General features: G+C 65.1%; 19 protein-coding genes. 12 read left to right on the top strand and 7 right to left on the bottom strand.

The genetic code is table 11. The annotated features are described in order from the left end of the window. Positions 1-4: 4 nt before the first annotated feature. The gene (gene hemB, locus BM154_RS08415) at positions 5-1018 is read right to left on the bottom strand and encodes a porphobilinogen synthase (protein ID WP_074882230.1); all 1014 of its coding nucleotides are present in this window, start codon (positions 1016-1018) and stop codon (positions 5-7) included. A 259-nt stretch (positions 1019-1277) separates the two neighbouring features. Here hemB and BM154_RS08420 point away from each other — a divergent pair, with 259 nt between their 5' ends. Together BM154_RS08420 and elbB are read left to right on the top strand one after the other, a co-directional pair. Further along, positions 1278-1829 (top strand): DedA family protein, encoded by a 552-nt coding sequence (locus BM154_RS08420; protein WP_074882232.1) that lies wholly within the window; start codon positions 1278-1280, stop codon positions 1827-1829. 148 nt (positions 1830-1977) lie between these two features. Then, the gene (elbB, locus tag BM154_RS08425; protein WP_074882233.1) at positions 1978-2637 is read left to right on the top strand and encodes an isoprenoid biosynthesis glyoxalase ElbB; all 660 of its coding nucleotides are present in this window, start codon (positions 1978-1980) and stop codon (positions 2635-2637) included. A 270-nt stretch (positions 2638-2907) separates the two neighbouring features. On the opposite strand, the gene BM154_RS08430 is transcribed toward elbB, so the two are convergent. The 4 genes from BM154_RS08430 to BM154_RS08445 all read right to left on the bottom strand — a co-directional run bounded on the left by BM154_RS08430 (position 2908) and on the right by BM154_RS08445 (position 6667). Further along, positions 2908-3360, bottom strand: a complete 453-nt coding sequence (locus BM154_RS08430; RefSeq protein ID WP_074882235.1) for a YaiI/YqxD family protein — start codon at positions 3358-3360, stop codon at positions 2908-2910. Positions 3361-3362: 2 nt separating this feature from the next. Next, on the bottom strand, positions 3363-3992 hold the full coding sequence (locus BM154_RS08435) for a LysE family transporter (protein ID WP_074882237.1): 630 nt from the start codon (positions 3990-3992) through the stop codon (positions 3363-3365). Between the two features lie 177 nt (positions 3993-4169). After that, on the bottom strand, positions 4170-4703 hold the full coding sequence (locus BM154_RS08440; protein WP_074882448.1) for a mechanosensitive ion channel family protein: 534 nt from the start codon (positions 4701-4703) through the stop codon (positions 4170-4172). A 50-nt stretch (positions 4704-4753) separates the two neighbouring features. Continuing rightward, positions 4754-6667 carry an ATP-binding cassette domain-containing protein gene (locus BM154_RS08445; RefSeq protein ID WP_074882239.1) on the bottom strand — a complete coding sequence of 638 codons (1914 nt, stop codon included), beginning with the start codon at positions 6665-6667 and terminating at the stop codon, positions 4754-4756. Between the two features lie 49 nt (positions 6668-6716). Between BM154_RS08445 and BM154_RS08450 the strand changes: the two genes are divergently transcribed. Then, a complete protein-coding gene (locus BM154_RS08450) occupies positions 6717-7172 on the top strand; it encodes a TIGR02444 family protein (protein WP_074882241.1) in 456 nt (151 codons plus the stop codon). 162 nt (positions 7173-7334) lie between these two features. On the opposite strand, the gene BM154_RS08455 is transcribed toward BM154_RS08450, so the two are convergent. Next, complete coding sequence (locus tag BM154_RS08455; RefSeq protein WP_139225404.1) at positions 7335-8102, bottom strand: carbonic anhydrase; 768 nt, start codon at positions 8100-8102, stop codon at positions 7335-7337. Positions 8103-8566: 464 nt separating this feature from the next. Here BM154_RS08455 and pqqF point away from each other — a divergent pair, with 464 nt between their 5' ends. The 9 genes from pqqF (at position 8567) to BM154_RS08500 (ending at position 16962) form a co-directional block, all read left to right on the top strand. After that, positions 8567-10894: a pyrroloquinoline quinone biosynthesis protein PqqF gene (pqqF, locus tag BM154_RS08460; protein WP_074882245.1), complete on the top strand. Its 2328-nt coding sequence runs from the start codon at positions 8567-8569 to the stop codon at positions 10892-10894. 188 nt (positions 10895-11082) lie between these two features. Then, positions 11083-11154 carry a pyrroloquinoline quinone precursor peptide PqqA gene (pqqA, locus tag BM154_RS08465; RefSeq protein ID WP_003243383.1) on the top strand — a complete coding sequence of 24 codons (72 nt, stop codon included), beginning with the start codon at positions 11083-11085 and terminating at the stop codon, positions 11152-11154. A gap of 64 nt (positions 11155-11218) precedes the next feature. Beyond that, positions 11219-12130 (top strand): pyrroloquinoline quinone biosynthesis protein PqqB, encoded by a 912-nt coding sequence (gene pqqB / locus BM154_RS08470; RefSeq protein WP_074882248.1) that lies wholly within the window; start codon positions 11219-11221, stop codon positions 12128-12130. Positions 12131-12139: 9 nt separating this feature from the next. Further along, positions 12140-12895: a pyrroloquinoline-quinone synthase PqqC gene (gene pqqC / locus BM154_RS08475; protein ID WP_074882250.1), complete on the top strand. Its 756-nt coding sequence runs from the start codon at positions 12140-12142 to the stop codon at positions 12893-12895. After that, on the top strand, positions 12892-13167 hold the full coding sequence (gene pqqD, locus BM154_RS08480) for a pyrroloquinoline quinone biosynthesis peptide chaperone PqqD (protein WP_074882252.1): 276 nt from the start codon (positions 12892-12894) through the stop codon (positions 13165-13167). Before pqqC ends, pqqD begins: the two co-directional genes overlap by 4 nt. Next, positions 13139-14287 carry a pyrroloquinoline quinone biosynthesis protein PqqE gene (gene pqqE / locus BM154_RS08485; protein ID WP_074882255.1) on the top strand — a complete coding sequence of 383 codons (1149 nt, stop codon included), beginning with the start codon at positions 13139-13141 and terminating at the stop codon, positions 14285-14287. The genes pqqD and pqqE overlap by 29 nt, the downstream gene beginning before the upstream one ends. Then, entirely contained in the window at positions 14253-16097 is a 1845-nt protein-coding gene (locus BM154_RS08490) for a S9 family peptidase (RefSeq protein ID WP_074882257.1), read from the top strand. Before pqqE ends, BM154_RS08490 begins: the two co-directional genes overlap by 35 nt. Further along, on the top strand, positions 16094-16273 hold the full coding sequence (locus tag BM154_RS08495) for a hypothetical protein (RefSeq protein ID WP_074882259.1): 180 nt from the start codon (positions 16094-16096) through the stop codon (positions 16271-16273). Before BM154_RS08490 ends, BM154_RS08495 begins: the two co-directional genes overlap by 4 nt. Before the next feature lie 248 nt (positions 16274-16521). Then, positions 16522-16962, top strand: coding sequence for a nuclear transport factor 2 family protein (locus tag BM154_RS08500; RefSeq protein ID WP_074882261.1), 441 nt, complete (start codon positions 16522-16524; stop codon positions 16960-16962). 244 nt (positions 16963-17206) lie between these two features. Here BM154_RS08500 and BM154_RS08505 read toward each other — a convergent pair. Further along, positions 17207-17623, bottom strand: a 417-nt coding sequence (locus tag BM154_RS08505) for a transposase (protein ID WP_425272824.1), incomplete at its 5' end; no start/stop codon positions are given.

A 17623-nucleotide genomic window follows, 5' to 3' on the forward strand; every position in this document is an offset into this window, starting at 1 on the left:
GGGGCTACTGCCCCTGTCGTATGAGTTCGGCCGCACGCACGGCGAAATAGGTGAGGATGCCATCGGCACCCGCTCGTTTGCAGGCGGTCAGCGACTCGAGAATCACTGCCTCGCTCAGCCAGCCATTCTGGATGGCGGCCATGTGCATCGCGTATTCACCACTGACCTGATAGACAAAGGTCGGCACCTTGAATTCGCTCTTGACCCGGGACACGATGTCCAGATACGGCATGCCCGGCTTGACCATGACCATGTCGGCGCCTTCGGCCAGGTCGCTGGCGACCTCGTGCAGGGCCTCGTCGCTATTGGCCGGGTCCATCTGGTAGGACGCCTTGTTGGCCTTGCCCAGGTTCAGCGAAGAGCCCACTGCATCGCGGAACGGGCCGTAGTAGGCGCTGGCGTACTTGGCCGAGTAGGCCATGATCCGCACGTTGACGTGATCGGCCAGCTCCAGCGCTTCACGGATCGCCTGGATGCGCCCGTCCATCATGTCCGACGGGGCCACCACCTGGGCGCCCGCCTCGGCATGGGACAGCGCCTGCTTGACCAGCGCATCGACGGTGATGTCGTTCTGCACGTAGCCTTCTTCGTCGAGAATGCCGTCTTGGCCGTGGGTGGTGAACGGATCCAGCGCCACGTCGGTAATCACCCCCAGCTCGGGGAAGCGCGCACGCAACGCACGGGTGGCGCGCTGGGCGATGCCGTCCGGGTTCCAGGCTTCACGGCCATCGAGGGTTTTCTTGTCCGCCGGGGTGACCGGAAACAGCGCCAGCGCCGGAATGCCCAAGGCCACCCATTTTTCCGCCTCCTGCAGCAGCAGGTCGATGGACAGCCGCTCGACGCCCGGCATGGACGCCACCGCCTCACGCTGATTCTCGCCATCGAGCACGAATACCGGCAGGATCAGATCGTTGCAGGTCAGCACGTTCTCGCGCACCAGACGCCGGGAGAAATCGTCGCGACGGTTGCGACGCAGGCGGGTGGCAGGGAACAGGCGGTTGGCGGGGGTAAAGCTCACGGCAGACTCCTGGGCCCGCTCCAGCGGGCGAAGTGTGACAGTTATAAGCCGTCATTATGACTAAATGATGACGACCATAACGAATACTGCGACGGTGCGTCGCAGCCAATAAGGCACATCGAACGCGCTAAAAAGCTAGTTAAGCCGCGGCCCCTATGAGCAATCCCGGCACGCGGATATTTCACAGGTTTTCGACAAATGCTGTTTTAGAGTGTCGAACGGCGTAGCCTTGCCACCCCATTTTCGACGGTCATTTTCAATGCTGGAAAATTTGCTGCAGCACTTCGGTTACCCGGCGTTGGCGCTGGGCACCTTTCTCGAGGGCGAAATGTCGCTGCTGCTGGCGGCCTACCTGGCGTTGCGCGGCATCCTGCAGATCGAGCTGGTGATGCTGTTCGCCTTTATCGGCACCTATGCCAGCGACCAGCTGTGGTTCCACCTGGGTCGCCGGCATGGCCGCCGCATCCTCGAGCGTCGCCCCAAGTGGCAGGCGCTGAGCGACAAGGCACTGGTGTACCTGCGCCGCCACCCCGATCTGTGGGTACTGGGCTTTCGCTTCTTCTACGGCATGCGCACGGTAATGCCGCTGGCCATCGGTATTTCCGGCTACCCACGCCGCCGCTATGTAATTCTCGACGCCATTGGCGCGGCGATCTGGGCCATCGCGCTCGGTACCCTGGCCTACAAGCTCGGTCGCGCCCTGGAGGGCCTGCTCGGCGAATTGCACGAGATACAGGCCTACCTGTTCGGCGCCCTGCTGGTGATCGGCCTGGGCGTCTGGCTGTACCGCCGTAGACAGCGAGAGTGCTGAGCCCCTAGGCTTTACCAATGCGCGCGTCAGGTTCAAAAGGCTGTAACAATTGGCTGACCGGCCAGTCATAAGCCAAGACAGGTTTTCTCAAGCAAGCCCTCGTTCATCCATGCCATGCGAGGGTTTGCCTTTCATCAGGAGTTGGTCGATGAACAAGAAAGTTGCAGTGATCCTTGCCGGTTGCGGCGTCTACGACGGCTCGGAGATCCACGAAAGCGTGATCACCCTGCTGCGCCTCGATCAGCGTGGTGTCCAGGTCCAGTGCTTCGCACCCGATATCGACCAGGCCCACGTGATCAACCACCTCAAGGGCGAAGAGATGCAACCGGCCCGTAACGTGCTGGTGGAGTCGGCGCGCATCGCCCGCGGCAACGTCAAGGACGTGCGCGAGCTGCGTGCCGACGACTTCGATGCGCTGATCGTGCCGGGCGGCTTCGGCGCTGCCAAGAACCTCTGCGACTTCGCCAGCAAGGGCGCCGACTGCAGCGTGCAGGCCGACGTGCTGGCCGCTGCCCAGTCGTTCGTCAACGCCGCCAAGCCGATCGGCCTGATCTGCATCGCCCCGGCCATGGCCGCGCGCATTTTCGGCGCCGGCGTCACCTGCACCATCGGTACGGACGCCGAGACCGCCGCCGCACTGGGCAAGATGGGCGCCGAGCATGTCGAATGCCACGTCGAGGATATCGTCGAAGACACTGCGCGCAAGCTGGTGACCACCCCGGCGTACATGCTCGCCAAGTCCATCGCCGAAGCGGCCTCGGGCATCAACAAGCTGGTGGATCGGGTGCTGGAAATGACCCACGAGTGACGCCCCAGTTGCATCAGCGACCGAGCCTAGGATGGGCGCCAGCCCATCAGTGCCCAGGCCGCGTACCAGCCACGAACCCATGTGGGAGCGCGCCATGCGCGCGAAATCACGGGCATGGACTGGGGCTTCCCCGCCCGTTCCCACATGGGTGACCAAAACGCTGAGCACTCAGAGCCGTAGGATGGGCGCAGCCCATCAATCAAGTACGCGCGCCGTAGCCTGACCTGGCCGCCCGGGTATCACTTTGCTCCACCCGGGCCACAGCTTCAGCTAACCCCGTGACAGGCGCGTCAGCAAGCGATCCAGGGAGTTGGCAAAGGCCTGGCGATCCTTGTCGCCATAACTGGCCTGACCGCCGCCGACCTGCCCCTGCTCACGCAGGTCGGTGAACAGGTTGCGTACCGCCAGGCGCTCGCCCATGTTGCGCTCGTCGAACTCCCGGCCGCGCGGGTCCAGCGCCAGCACGCCCTTCTTGACCAGCCGATCGGCCAGGGGCACGTCGCTGCAGATCACCAGCTCGCCGGGCACGGCGTGCTCCACCAGGTAATCATCGGCCGCATCAGGACCGCTGGGCACCACGATCAGCTTCACGCAGGCGAAGTTCGGTCGCGCCACGGCCTGCCCGGCAACCAGCACCACCTCGAAACCGCGCTTGAGGGCGAACTTGGCCACCTGATCCCGCGCCAGCCGTGGGCAGGCATCGGCGTCGATCCAGACACGCATGTTTAAACCGGTGCGCGTCGCACGGTAGCCAGCAATGCCGCAGCACCGACGAACAGTGCACCGAAGCTGCGGTTCATGAGGCGCTGCTGGCGTGGCGTGCGCAGCAGGCGCAGCGCCCGCACAGCCAGGCCGGTATAGCCGGCCATGACGATCAGGTCGACGGTGACCATGGTCGCGCCGATGATCAGGTACTGCTCGGTCAGCGGTGCATGGGGATTGATGAACTGCGGCAGCACCGCGAGCATGAACACGATCGCTTTGGGGTTGCCGAAATTCACCAGAAAGCCGCGCAGCACCAGGCTCAGCGGTCGGCCGATGGGCCGTTCGCCGCTGACGTTCATATCGGCAGGCAAGGCTCGCCACTGGCACCAGCCGAGGTACAGCAGGTACACCACGCCGAACCATTTGATCAGGGTGAAGGCCAGTGCCGAAGTCGCCAGAATGGCCCCGACGCCCGCCGCGACGATGGCGATCTGCAGCGCCAGGCCGAGCTGCAGGCCCAGGGCGTTCCAGTAACCGCGCCAGAAGCCGTACTGCAACCCGGCCGACATCGAGGCGATAGCCCCGGCCCCCGGCGACAGGCTGATCAGCCAGCAGGCAACGAGAAAAGCGAGCCAGGTTTCCAGAGCCATGATGGCGACCTCGAGGCGGGTTTGTAGAAAAGTCGAAATTACCTGAATTGCGTCATCGCGTCAGGGCTTGCTGACGCTCTCGCAGCGATTGCACGCATCCCAATTGCCAAGGCGGGCTCGGCGGCGAACACACCGCCATTCCCCCCCCCGGCTGAATCGGCTCCCAGGGGCTTCGGATCAGGGTTCGATCTTGCGCGCCGCCGGTACATCGCCATTGCGCCAGCGCCTCACGGCCTTCTGGAAGAACAGGCTGTTGGGAATCTGCACCCAGGTGCCAGGTGCATCGCCGGTCAGGTCTTCCAGGGTGGTGTAGAACAGGTTGATGTCCAGCACCCGGCCACGCACGCCTGGCTTGTCGGCGCTTTCCAGCACCTCGACGCAATCACCGATGCGGAACGGCCCGAGGGCAAAGATCAGCAGCGCGCAGAACAGGTTGGACAATACGCTCCAGATGGCGAAGAACGCGATGGCGGCAACCGCCACGAAACCGGTGAGGGCGCCCCACAGTACCTGCGCCGACACGCCCAGGCGTTCAAGCACCAGCATGAAGGCGCTGCCCAGGATCAGCCAGCGGGTCAGGCCGCGCAACGGCACCAGCAATTCTGCCGGCAACTGCGGATAACGCTGGCCCAGGCGGGTGATGCCGCGGGTGAGGATACGCTGCGCCAGCCAGGCCAGGGCCAGGATCAGAATGACCTGCCCGGTGCGCATCAGCGGCTGGCTCCAGGCTGCGAGCCAGGCCAGATCGATAACGTCGAAATTCAACCTATTGCCTCCAGTTCCTGTTGCAGGGTTTCCAGGGTCTCCAGCGCTTCGAGCCACTGCTCTTCCAGCTCGGACTCGCGGCTCTTCAGCGTGGCCTGCTCGGCCAGGGCCTGGCGCAATTCGTCCTTGCGCGCGGCTTCATAGAGGGCGCTGTCGCCCAGGCGCTCTTCGAGACTGGCGAGCTTGCCCTGTACCTGGCCCAGCTCGGCCTCCAGCTTGTCCGCCGCCTTCTTGTGCGGTGCCAGCTGCTGGCGCAGCGCGGCAGCGGCCTGGCGCTGGCCACGTTTGTCGTTGCCGGCACCTGCAGCTGGCGCGGCGGCGACCGGTGCGGCCTGACGTTGACGATAGTCGACCAGCCAACGGGCGTAATCCTCCAGGTCACCCTCGAACGGTGCGACGCGGCCATCGGCCACCAGCAGGAACTCGTCGGTGGTGCTCTTGAGCAGGTGCCGGTCGTGGGAGACCACCACCACGGCGCCGGCGAATTCCTGCAGGGCCATGGTCAGCGCCAGGCGCATTTCCAGGTCGAGGTGGTTGGTCGGCTCGTCGAGCAGCAGCAGGTTGGGCTTGCCCCAGGCGATCAGGGCCAGAGCCAGGCGGGCTTTCTCGCCACCGGAAAAATTGACCACCGGCTCGTCGCAGCGCGGCCCACGGAAATCGAAGCCGCCAAGGAAGTCGCGCAGGGTCTGCTCACGCTCGGTCGGCGCGATGCGCTGCAGGTGCAGCAACGGGCTGGCCTTGTCGTCCAGGGCATCGAGCTGGTGCTGGGCGAAATAGCCGATCACCAGGTTCTCGCCGCGGGTCAGGCTGCCGCTCAAGGGTTGCAGCTCTGCCGAGAGATTCTTGATCAGCGTCGACTTGCCCGCGCCGTTGGGGCCGAGCAGGCCGATGCGCGCGCCGGGCACCAGGCTCAGCTTGACCTGCTGCAGGATGGTCTTGTCGCCGTAGCCCAGGCGGCCTTCGCTGAGGCTGAGCAGCGGCGTGGAGATCTTGTCCGCCTCGCGAAACACGAAATCGAAGGGCGAGTCGACATGGGCCGCGCTCAGTTCCTCCATGCGCTCCAGGGCCTTGATCCGGCTCTGCGCCTGGCGGGCCTTGGTGGCCTGGGCCTTGAAGCGGGCGATGTACTTTTCCATGTGCGCGCGCTGCGCCTGCTGCTTCTCGTAGGCCTGCTGCTGCTGGGCCAGACGTTCGGCGCGGGTGCGTTCGAACGCCGAGTAGCCGCCGCGGTACAGAGTCAGCTTGCGCTGCTCGACATGGGCGACGTGATCGACCACTGCATCGAGGAAATCGCGGTCGTGGGAAATCAGCAGCAAGGTGCCGGGGTAGCTCTGCAGCCAGCCTTCGAGCCACAGGATCGCATCCAGATCCAGGTGGTTGGTCGGCTCGTCGAGCAGCAGCAGGTCGGACGGGCACATCAGCGCCTGGGCCAGGTTCAGGCGCATGCGCCAGCCACCGGAAAAGTCGCCGACGCGGCGATCCATCTGCGCGTTGTCGAAACCCAGGCCGGCCAGCAGCTTGCGCGCCCGGGCATCGGCGGTGTAGCCGTCGGCGCTGTCCAGCTCGCTGTGCAGGCGGGCGATGGCGGCGCCGTCATGGCCCTGCTCGGCAGCGGCCAGCTCGGCCTGCACGCGGCGCAGGTTGTGGTCGCCATCGAGCACATAGTCCACGGCCAGGCGGTCGAGGGTGTCGACCTCCTGGCGCATATGGGCGATGCGCCAGTCACCGGGCAGCAGGCAGTCGCCGGAATCGGGCGTCAACTCGCCGCGCAGCAACGCGAACAGACTGGACTTGCCAGCACCATTGGCACCGATCAGACCGGCCTTGTGACCGGCGTGCAGGGTCAGCTCGGCGTTCTCGAGCAAACGCTGAGGGCCACGCTGTAGGGTAAGATTCTGGAGTCGGATCATAATGGCGGCGGATTCTACCAGAGTCCCCCGCCGCATACTCGGAGCACGCATGAGCGCTGACCTGTGGACCTTCGCCACCACTCTCTACGCCCGCCCAGGCGTGGAAGCCGCCTGCCTGGAACTGCAGGCCGCCGGCGCAGATGTCTGTCTGGTTCTGTGCGGGCTGTGGCTGGACAGCCGTGGTGTGGCCCACGCGCCCCATCGCGAAGCCCAGCTGCGCAGCATCGCCGAGCCCTGGCAACGCGAAGTGGTGAAGCCATTGCGTGCAATACGCCAGGCCTGGCGCAACCAGGCTAGCCAGGATTCGGCTCTGGCCGGCCTGCGCGAGCAGGTGAAAAAGCTGGAGCTGGATGCCGAGCGGCAGCAAATGGTGCGCCTGCAGGCCCTGAGTGCTGACTGGCCTGTCTCAGGTTGTGGTCAGCCACGGGCTTGGCTGAACGCTTTGGCCCCAAGTGGTACGCCTACCGCACAGGGTGCGAGCGACATTTTATATGCGGCACGCTAGTGGCAACGATGGCCATGGCCATGAATTCTATTGCTTTTAGCGGTCTCATCGAACTGGCCGACCACGCTGGCGATACCCTGAAACAGAAACACTGGGGAGCTTGTTTACGCCAGAGCGCTATCGCCACGTGAACCCTTTCAAGGTCTCATCAAGGCGCACAACTCACTGCTGGACGTAACGCACCAGCGGCCGGCCATTGAGCGGCTGGATCTTACGGTTGTTATGGCTATAACGCGCATTGAAACTTGCGATCTGCGCCTTCGACAAAGTGACCGGCGTGTCCATGACGTACCACTCGACGTTCTCAGTCAGAGGAGGCGTGGTGAGCGAGCCGAGATAATGATGGTAGCTCCTGTTCGCGGGGAGCATCACGGCTATATCCTCCCTTTCGATTTCGCCACCGTGGGCGCCTTCAAGCGCATCGAGAACCTCACCAGCCAAGCGGTTTGGTTCGCCTTCGCGGTACATCACACCAATCACCGCAAGCCGCCCATTCTTGGCCTTGAACACAAAATGCCCCTCCATCGGAAACGACTGTCCATTGAAGGTGTGCTCGCTCATCGCATGGAAGTGGAACTGTGCAAGCTCGAAATGGCGCCCGCGAATCCTTGCATCAGGCCCGTTGGTTTCCACCTCAACGGCATGGCCGTTATCAACCACCTTGAGGGCTGCCTCGGTATTGCGTAAGGCGATTTCTTGCGATTCCTCGGGATCCCCCTCGATTGCCATATCGGAGCGAATGTCCACAGGAGATTGGGCGATGGCGGGTGGTGGCGTCCACTTTTCCTGGTGGTCATAGTCAATTTTCTCGGCAGACGCCGACATTGAGCAAACGATGGCCAGCGGAGTCACGGCGAACGAAAGAGGTATGCGCATAGGGTTCTCGATGGCAAAAGCGAGCGGAGCATCCGCAGTGACAATAAGATTCAAATCAGGATCAATGAAAGCCTAACCACACGATAGCCAATGAGCCCGCATAGCGCGCACTCGGCGCTCACTGAAAAAAACCAGCGATCTACCCGGGTCGATCCAATGCTTGGTGTAAGCCCTGCTGAGCATAGCTATGCCCAAGCCTGGTACCCATGCGCCAGGCACTGACGCGGCTCATAAGGGCCCTCAGGTGACTTGCTCGGGTCGTGGGAAGTCTTTGGGAAAATGCCTTGCAGGCTTATTCAGGTCGTCCAGCTGATTTTTCATAAGCCTTTTGGGGACTTATCAGCATCCTTCCCCTTGCCCCCTGACCGCGTCCAGGGCTGGGCACAAGCGGCAAAGAGCGAATCAGCTTTATTCGCGAAATCCATGGCCATATCCGTGTCTACATCTACCCAACAGGTGGCAACGCCGACGGGCTTTCGACGGTCTGCTAGGCTGACGGCCAGGACAATGGAGACCCCATGCCCCGCACCACCCGCCACCTCAGCCTCGCCAAGGGCCTGCAGCTGAACCTGCGCCATGCGCCGCACCTCAAGCGCAGCGCCGCGGCCCTGCGCGTCCATGCCGGCAGCCACGATGCGCCGGCGTGCTGGCCCGGGCTGGCGCATTTCCTGGAGCACCTGCTGTTTCTCGGCACCGCGCGCTTTGCGCTGGCGGACGGCCTGATGCGTCACGTCCAGGGCCTGGGTGGCGAGGTCAATGCCAGTACCGCGGAGCGCCATACCGACTTCTTTTTCGAGGTGCCGCCCGCTGGCCTGGATGGCGCGCTGTTGCGGCTGTGCGACATGCTCGCTGCCCCGCAGCTGGACCTGCAGCGCCAGCGACGCGAGCGTGAGGTGATCCACGCCGAGTTCATCGCGTGGTCACGGGATCACCAGGCGCAACGGCGCTTCGCCCTGCTGCAGGCAGTGTCGCCACGCCATCCGCTGAGTGGCTTCCAGGCCGGCAACCGCTACAGCCTGCCGCTGCAGGCCCCCGCCTTCCAGCAGGCCTTGCGGGGCTACTACCGGCGCTTCTACCAGGGTGGGCAGATCACCCTGAGCCTCACCGGGCCACAATCGCTGGATGAACTGGAGCAGCTGGCCTGCCGCCACGCCGCACTGTTCCCCTACGGAACCCGCCTGCTCCCTGAAACGCCAGCGCCGCTACGCGACGGCCCATTGCGTTTGCGCCGGGCGCCCGCCCCCCATTGCGACCTGCTGTTTGCCCACGAGGCCTTGCCGGCGGGTGCGCTGCAGGCGCTGGAGTTGCTGCTCGGCCTGCTGCGTGACAACCGCCCAGGCGGCTGGCAGGCCAAGCTGCGGCGACGTGGCTGGCTGCAGGCCTGCTCGGCCCAGCCCTTGTATGCCAACGCCGGCCAGTTGCTCTGGCACATCGAGCTGCACCTGACTGCCGCGGCCAGCCCGAGTCAGGTAAAGCACTTGCTGGAGGGCTGGCTGGGCTTTATCCGCCAACAGGATTTGCAACGCCTCAACGCCACCTTTGGCGACCGGCAAATGCAATGCGCCCTGGCTGCCAGCGCCCTGCAACTGGCGCGCCGCGACAGCGCCGGGCAGCCCCTGCAAGCACTCGACCAGTCGGCCCTGGCGGCTCTGGACGCCCTGCTCGATGACCTGCCGCGGCGTAACCTTGGCAGCTGGCAGCTGCCCGCGGACGAGCCGCTGCTGACCAAGCTGTTGGAGTCCCATGCGCCGCTGCCCGCCGGCCTGGTCATCGACCACGGCCTGCCGGCCTGCCGCCAATTCGCAGCTCTCTACCTGCGCTGGCATATCGGTTCGCCGCTGCGCCAGCGCTTCCAAGTGATCGCCGAGCGAGCCCTGGTCAGCTTGCGCGAACGTGCCGAGCAGGCCGCGGTGCAGCTGAGCTTTACCGCCGCTGGCGAGTACTGGCAACTGCAGGTCAGCGGCCTCCCAGACGCGGTGATCCGCGCCAGCGGCGAAGCCCTGCAGCGGCTGAGCCGCCCGGCTGCCGAAGATTGGCACGGGGAGGTCGGCGAACGGCCCCCGCAGATGCCGATCCGCGCTCTGCTCGACGCGCTACCAGGTGCCCTGCAGGCCAGCGCCGCGACACCGCAACCGGCCTGTATCCTCGACCAGACGCTGCTCGACGGGCTCTGGCAGCAAGCCCGCTGGCAGGGCCTGGCCGTCGGTTTCGACGAGGCCCGCTACGGCGCGCTCGGCGCCGCCCTGCACGGCATCATGGGCCAGCCGCACAGGCCGGACCCAGCGCCTTACCTGGCAGAGCGGCACTGGCTGTCGGTCGATGCGCCCGGCGAACAAGCCGCGCTGCTGCTGTTCTGCCCGCTGCCGCCCGAGCTGCAGGCCGCTGGTCGCCTGCTCGGGCACCTGCTGCAAGGGCCGGTGTATCAGCGGCTGCGCGTCGAGCTGCAGCTCGGCTATGCGGTGTTCAGCGGCTTCCGCCAGGTCGCCGGCTATGGCGGACTGCTGTTTGGCGTGCAATCCCCGCAAACCGGCCATGGCGAATTGCTGGGCCACTTGCTGACGCTGCTCGGCGAGGGCGTGCGCCTCGATCCCCTTGCCCGCCAGCAACTGGCCGAGCAGTTCGACGAGCCGGCCATGGGCAATGCCGAAGTGGCCGAGTGGGCCTGGCAGACCCGGCTGGCCGGTGAAGAGCCTGCCTTGCCACGGCTACGCCGCGCCATCCTCGATACCGAGCAGGATCACCTGGATGCGCTGCTGGGCCAGTTGCTCGACGCCCACTACGGCTGGCTGTGCCTGGCCAACCAGGCAACACCGCCCGACCGCTGGCCGTGGGCGCGGGCATCCTGAGCCGTCAGCTGCTCCGACCACGCCGTCTGCAAGATCCTGCAACCTTCGTCAGGTGGAACCTCCCGGGGCAGATGACGCCCAATAAGGAGCCGGAGCCCGCCAACCCGATCCGCAAGGAACAAGGCCAGGCGGCGCCAGCCTGCATACCCCGACCCGTTTCTCGGCACCCAACCGGAAGGAGCAACGCCATGTGGACCAAGCCTGCTTACACTGACCTGCGCATCGGTTTCGAAGTCACCATGTACTTCGCCAACCGCTGAGCACTCCAGTGATGCGACGCCCCGGCCTGCCGGGGCGTCATCGTTTCCAGGACATGGAGAGGCCATGTACATCCAGATTCTCGGTTCCGCGGCCGGTGGCGGCTTTCCCCAGTGGAACTGCAACTGCGCCAACTGCAAGGGTTATCGCGAGGGCAGCCTGCGCGCCACGGCGCGAACCCAGTCGTCGATCGCCCTTTCCGATGACGGCGAGCACTGGATCCTGTGCAACGCCTCCCCGGATATCCGTGCCCAGCTGCAGGCCTTCGCGCCGCTGCAGCCGGCCCGCGCGCTGCGTGATACCGGCATCGATGCCATCGTGCTGCTCGACAGCCAGATCGACCACACCACTGGCCTGCTCAGCCTGCGCGAAGGCTGCCCACACCAGGTGTGGTGCACCGAAATGGTCCACCAGGACCTGAGCACGGGCTTTCCGCTGTTTCCCATGCTCAGCCACTGGAACGGCGGCCTGCAGTGGCAGCGCATCGCCCTCGACGGCAGCTTCGTCATCGACGCCTGCCCCAATCTCAGCTTCACCCCCTTTGCCCTGCGCAGCGCCGCGCCACCCTATTCGCTGCACCGCTTCGACCCGCATCCGGGCGACAACCTGGGCTTGCTGGTCGAGGACACCCGCACCGGCGGCACGCTGTTCTACGCCCCCGGCCTGGGCCAGGTCGACGACGAGCTGCTGCGCATGATGCACAGTGCCGACTGCCTGCTGGTCGACGGCACGCTGTGGGACGACGACGAAATGCAGCGCCGTGGCGTCGGCACCCGCACGGGCCGGGAGATGGGCCACCTGGCGCAGAACGGGCCGGGCGGCATGCTCGAAGTGCTCGACGGGTTCGCGCGCCAGCGCAAGGTGCTTATCCACATCAACAACACCAATCCGATCCTCGACGAGCGATCGCCGGAACGCGCCGAGGTCCAGCGCCGCGGCGTGGAAGTCGCCTACGACGGCATGAGCATCGAGCTGTAAGGAGCCCCCATGAGCGACGCGCTAGCGATGTCCCCCAGCGAATTCGAGCAGGCCCTGCGCGCCAAGGGCGCCTACTACCACATCCACCACCCCTACCACGTGGCGATGTACGAAGGCCGTGCTAGCCGCGAACAGATCCAGGGCTGGGTGGCCAACCGTTTCTACTATCAGGTCAACATCCCCATGAAGGATGCCGCGATCCTGGCCAACTGCCCGGATCGCGAGGTGCGCCGCGAGTGGATCCAGCGCCTGCTCGACCACGACGGCGCTCCCGGCGAGGACGGCGGCATCGAAGCCTGGCTGCGCCTGGGCCAGGCGGTGGGCCTCGACCCGGATCAGCTGCGCTCCCAGGAATTGGTGTTGCCCGGCGTGCGCTTCGCCGTGGACGCCTACGTCAACTTCGCCCGCCGCGCCAGTTGGCAGGAAGCCGCCAGCAGCTCGCTGACCGAGCTGTTCGCCCCGCAGATCCACCAATCGCGCCTGGACAGCTGGCCGCAGCATTACCCGTGGATCGATCCGGCCGGCTACCAGTACTTCCGTACCCGCCTCGGCCAGGCCAGGCGCGACGTGGAACACGGCCTGGAGATCACCCTGCGCCACTACACCAGCCACGCCAGCCAGCAGCGCATGCTGGAAATCCTGCAGTTCAAGCTGGACATCCTGTGGAGCATGCTCGATGCCATGAGCATGGCCTACGAGCTGAACCGCCCGCCTTATCACACCGTGACCCCGGAACGGGTATGGCACAAGGGGATCGCCCTATGAGCTTCGACCGCAACCGCGTGCCCAGCTGGCGTCCCGGCTACCGCTTCCAGTACGAGCCGGCCCAGCAGGGCCATGTGCTGCTCTACCCCGAGGGCATGATCAAGCTCAACGACAGCGCCGGCCTGATCGGCGGGCTGATCGATGGCCAGCGCAGCGTCGCGGCCATCATCGAGCAGCTGCAACAGCAGTTCCCCGACGCGCCCGAAGTCGGCGACGACATCGAGCAATTCATGGAGGTGGCCCGTGGCGAGCACTGGATCACCCTCGCCTGAGGTGCCGGTCGGCCTGCCCCTGTGGCTGCTGGCCGAACTCACCTACCGCTGCCCGCTGCAGTGCCCCTACTGTTCCAACCCCCTGGACTTCGCCAGGCAGGGCGAGGAGCTGAGCACCGCGCAGTGGTTCAAGGTAATGGCCGAGGCGCGGGAAATGGGCGCAGCGCAGATCGGCTTTTCCGGTGGCGAGCCCCTGGTACGCCAGGACCTTACCGAGCTGATCGGCGAAGCTCGCCGGCTGGGCTACTACACCAACCTGATCACCTCCGGCATCGGCCTCACCGAGCAGAAGATAGCCGCATTCAAACAGGCCGGCCTGGATCATATCCAGATCAGCTTTCAAGCCAGCGACGAGCAGGTCAACAACCTGCTGGCCGGCTCGAAGAAAGCCTTCGCCCAGAAGCTGGAGATGGCCCGCGCGGTCAAGGCCCACGGCTACCCGATGGTGCTGAACTTCGTCACCCACCGCCACAACATCGACCGCACCGACCGCATCATCGAGCTGTGCCTTGCCCTCGAGGCAGACTTCGTGGAACTGGCCACCTGCCAATTCTATGGCTGGGCGCAGCTCAACCGCGCAGGCCTGCTGCCCACCCGCGAGCAGCTGCAGCGGGCCGAACGCGTCACCAACGACTACCGGGAGCGACTCAAGGCCGAAGGCAACCCGTGCAAGCTGATCTTCGTCACCCCTGATTACTACGAAGAGCGCCCCAAGGCCTGCATGAATGGCTGGGGCAGTATTTTCCTGACCGTTACCCCGGACGGCACCGCCCTGCCCTGCCATGGCGCGCGGCAGTTGCCCATCGCCTTTCCCAACGTGCGCGAGCACAGCTTGCAGCACATCTGGTACGACTCGTTCGGCTTCAACCGCTTTCGCGGCTTTGCCTGGATGCCCGAGCCGTGCCGCTCCTGCGATGAAAAGGAAAAGGACTTCGGCGGCTGCCGCTGCCAGGCCTTCATGCTCACCGGCGATGCCAGCAATGCCGACCCGGTGTGCAGCAAATCCGACCGTCACGGCGTGATCCTCGCCGCCCGCGCAGAAGCCGAGCACGCCACCCAATCCATCACCGACCTGGCCTTTCGCAATGAACGAAACTCGCACCTCATCGCCAAGAGTTGAGCCCCTGAGCGCCGCCGAGGCGGTAGCCGCCGCCGGCGACTTTGCCGAATTGCGGGCTGGCCCCGCCGGCCTGGTGTGGAATGCCTTCGACCCCGCGGACGGCAGCTGCCGCCTGTGGTTGTGGCGCGGGGCGGACGCGCAATGCCTGACCCCGGACGGCTTTTCCGCGCGCAGCCGGGTCTACGAATACGGTGGTGGCGCCTTCTGCCTGGGCCGCGACAGCCTGGTGTTCGTCAATGACGCCGACCAGCAGCTCTACCTGCAGCCCCTGACTGGCGGCACGCCCCGCGCGGTGACCCAGGGCGAGCGCCGCTACGGCGATCTGCTGCAGGCCGGTGAGCAGGTGCTGGCGGTCGAGGAGAGCCACACCGACGAGCGGGTCGAACATCGCCTGGTGGCCATCGGCCTGGGCGACGGCAGCCGCAGCGTGCTCTTCGAAGGCGCCGACTTCTATGCCGCGCCGGTGCTCAGCGAGGATGGCCGGCAGCTGGCCTGGATCCAGTGGCAGCGTCCGGCCCAACCCTGGACCGCCACGCGCCTCTACCATGCCCGCCTGCAGGCCGACGGCAGCTGGGGCGAGGTACGCTGCGTGGCGGGCGACACGGGCGAGGAGCAGGCCCTGCAGCAGCCCGGTTTCGACGCCAGTGGCCGCCTGTACTGCCTGTCCGACCGCAACGGTTTCTGGCAACCCTGGGGCGAGCGCGAAGGCGCCTGGCAGGCACTGCCCGCTGCAGCCGCCGATCACGCCGGAGCCCCCTGGCAGCTCGGCGCCTGCAGCTGGATACCCCTCGGCCCGGAAAGCTACCTGGCCAGCTGGTTCGAGGACGGCTACAGCCGCCTGGGCATGCGCCTGGAGGATGGCAGCCTGCAGCACCATGCCAGCGCCTACAGCCGCTTTCGCAGCCTGGCCGTGGATTGCGATCACCTCTACGTCATCGCCGCCAACCCGCTGGCGTCGTCCGCCGTATTGGCGATCCGTCGTGACGACGGCCAGGTCAGGGTACTCGCCGGCGGCCGCTCGCCACTGCCGCCCGAGCGGATCAGCCAGCCACAGCCGCTGCACTATGCCAGCGGCGACGGCCAGGCCCATGGCTTCTTCTACCCCGCGCAGCAGGGCGAAAGCCTGCCGCCGCTGCTGGTATTCATCCACGGCGGGCCGACCTCGGCCTGCCACCCGGTGTTCGATCCGCGCATCCAGTACTGGACCCAGCGCGGCTTCGCCGTCGCCGACCTCAATTACCGCGGCAGCACCGGCTACGGCAGAAATTATCGCCAGGCACTGCAGCACAACTGGGGTGTGGTGGACGTCGAGGACGCCTGCGCGGTGGTCGCGCACCTGGCCGAACGCGAGCTGATCGACCCGGCCAGGGCCTTTATCCGCGGTGGCAGCGCCGGCGGCTACACCACCCTCTGCGCGCTGGTGCGCGGCGGCGTGTTTCGCGCCGGGGCCAGCCTGTATGGGGTCAGCGATCCAGTGGCCCTGGCCCACGCCACCCACAAGTTCGAGGGCGACTACCTCGACTGGCTGATCGGCGACCCGCAGCGCGACGCCGAACGCTATCGCCAGCGCACCCCGCTGCTGCACGCCGAGCGTATCCAGGTACCGGTGATCTTCTTCCAGGGGGAGCTCGATACCGTGGTGGTTCCCGAACAGACCCGCGCCATGCTCGCCGCCCTCGCAGACAATGGCATCGAGGCCGAGGCGCATTTCTATCCCGGCGAACGCCACGGCTTCCGCCAGGCCAGCAACCTGGCCCATGCCCTGGACGCGGAATGGCGCTTCTACTGCCGAGTGCTGGAGCGCCCATGACATTGCGCTGCTCCGCGCAGCGGCGCCTGGACTCAGATGAGAAGCCGCTTATCCAGCTGCTGACAATCAACCAGCGTACTGCGCAACGCCCGCGTAAATCTGCGCAGCAAGACCCGATCCTGGCCTACCTATGGCAATGGGCCAAACAGCTGGCGCTGGGCGCCGAACGCGAGTAGTTGCCGCCCATGGCTGGACGAATTGCCGCCAAGAAATACGACCACAGTCGGGGCTGCCCCGGCCTCCTGGGCGGGGCGTGGGCCTCTTGAAGCAGCCATAATCCATGCTGCGGAGGGAGTAGGCAGTGCCCTAAGAGAATCCTGCCCCTTGCCATCGGCACCAAATAGGCTAAGTTGTACGACGACGTACGATTCGTCGACGGCACTATGCCGCTGCTCCCAACAATTACAAAAAAAGGGTTCTGTACATGAAGAAACTAAAACTGCTGGTAGTGCTGGTAGGTTTTCTGTGCCTGTTCACTGGCTATGTGGCGGCAGCCCCTGCCGATGAGAGCGACGTGGCTGCGGCCGTCGACAAGCTCACCCAGGCCATGCTGCACAAGGACATCGCGCAGCTTGAAACGCTGACCGCAGACAACCTCACCTACGGCCATTCCAGCGGTAACATCCAGGACAAGAAGGCGTTCATCTCGGACATCGAGACCGGCAAGAGCGCATTCAAGGAGCTGAAGATGCTCAACCAGAAAATCACCCTGTCCGGTGACGTGGCGATGGTGCGCCACCACTTCTCGGCCCAGGCCATCAGCAAGGAGAAAGGCATCGTGCCGACCGAGATCGAGAACTTCCAGATCTGGCAGAAACAGGACGGCAAGTGGCTGCTAATCGGCCGCCAGGCGTTCCGCTTCTAGCAGACCTTCGCTCCCACCAGGCAACCCGCCCGGGTGCCCCACGGGAGCATCATGAAAAAGGCCAGTCGGATGACTGGCCTTTCTCGTTACGGTTGGCGTGTTAACCGCACTTGCGGGGGAAATAAATCTGTCCCCGTTTTCCTCGGTCCCCGTTTTCCTCCCGGCGGCACGTCGCATGGCTGGGACAAAAAGGGGACAGATTTATTTTCTGGACTGTCGCTTGTGGGACAAAAAGGGGACAGATTTATTTTCTGGACTGTCGCTTGGGCCTGCCCTGACCTCGTAGCTCAACCCGCAGCCCTTGGATTCTTTCTATTTCATCCACGAAACGAGCACTGCCGGTTAGCTGTCCCCTCTGCAGTGCTGCACGAATCAAATCAATTTCGCTTGATGGAACGGCTTGGCGGATGAATTCTGTATAGCGGATGCGACGCTTTTCAGGCGTATCCCCAAGTGCGACGAAGCAAGGATCCATGTCCAGCCAATCGCTGTCAGCCTGATCCGTTACCCGCATCCGATAGCTAGACCAGGGATAATCACCCGCCTCAGCAACGATACGGGCTCGAACCGGGTTCAGCTCGATGTAGCGACAGCAGGCAAGCAGGTAGGCGTCTGACTCAACCACGCTGGACTTGTAGCGACTTTCCCAGAGTACCGGTTC

Source organism: Phytopseudomonas argentinensis (genome assembly GCF_900113905.1).
Taxonomy (GTDB): Bacteria; Pseudomonadota; Gammaproteobacteria; order Pseudomonadales; family Pseudomonadaceae; genus Aquipseudomonas; species Aquipseudomonas argentinensis.

Bases quoted from the DNA above. Each gene is read 5' to 3' on its own strand.
- BM154_RS08420 (WP_074882232.1), top strand. From the start codon at position 1,278: ATGCTGGAAAATTTGCTGCAGCACTTCGGTTACCCGGCGTTGGCGCTG.
- elbB (WP_074882233.1), top strand. From the start codon at position 1,978: ATGAACAAGAAAGTTGCAGTGATCCTTGCCGGTTGCGGCGTCTACGAC.
- BM154_RS08430 (WP_074882235.1), bottom strand. From the start codon at position 3,360: ATGCGTGTCTGGATCGACGCCGATGCCTGCCCACGGCTGGCGCGGGAT.
- BM154_RS08435 (WP_074882237.1), bottom strand. From the start codon at position 3,992: ATGGCTCTGGAAACCTGGCTCGCTTTTCTCGTTGCCTGCTGGCTGATC.
- BM154_RS08440 (WP_074882448.1), bottom strand. From the start codon at position 4,703: ATGCGCACCGGGCAGGTCATTCTGATCCTGGCCCTGGCCTGGCTGGCG.
- BM154_RS08445 (WP_074882239.1), bottom strand. From the start codon at position 6,667: ATGATCCGACTCCAGAATCTTACCCTACAGCGTGGCCCTCAGCGTTTG.
- BM154_RS08450 (WP_074882241.1), top strand. From the start codon at position 6,717: ATGAGCGCTGACCTGTGGACCTTCGCCACCACTCTCTACGCCCGCCCA.
- pqqF (WP_074882245.1), top strand. From the start codon at position 8,567: ATGCCCCGCACCACCCGCCACCTCAGCCTCGCCAAGGGCCTGCAGCTG.
- pqqB (WP_074882248.1), top strand. From the start codon at position 11,219: ATGTACATCCAGATTCTCGGTTCCGCGGCCGGTGGCGGCTTTCCCCAG.
- pqqC (WP_074882250.1), top strand. From the start codon at position 12,140: ATGAGCGACGCGCTAGCGATGTCCCCCAGCGAATTCGAGCAGGCCCTG.
- pqqD (WP_074882252.1), top strand. From the start codon at position 12,892: ATGAGCTTCGACCGCAACCGCGTGCCCAGCTGGCGTCCCGGCTACCGC.
- BM154_RS08490 (WP_074882257.1), top strand. From the start codon at position 14,253: ATGAACGAAACTCGCACCTCATCGCCAAGAGTTGAGCCCCTGAGCGCC.
- BM154_RS08495 (WP_074882259.1), top strand. From the start codon at position 16,094: ATGACATTGCGCTGCTCCGCGCAGCGGCGCCTGGACTCAGATGAGAAG.
- BM154_RS08500 (WP_074882261.1), top strand. From the start codon at position 16,522: ATGAAGAAACTAAAACTGCTGGTAGTGCTGGTAGGTTTTCTGTGCCTG.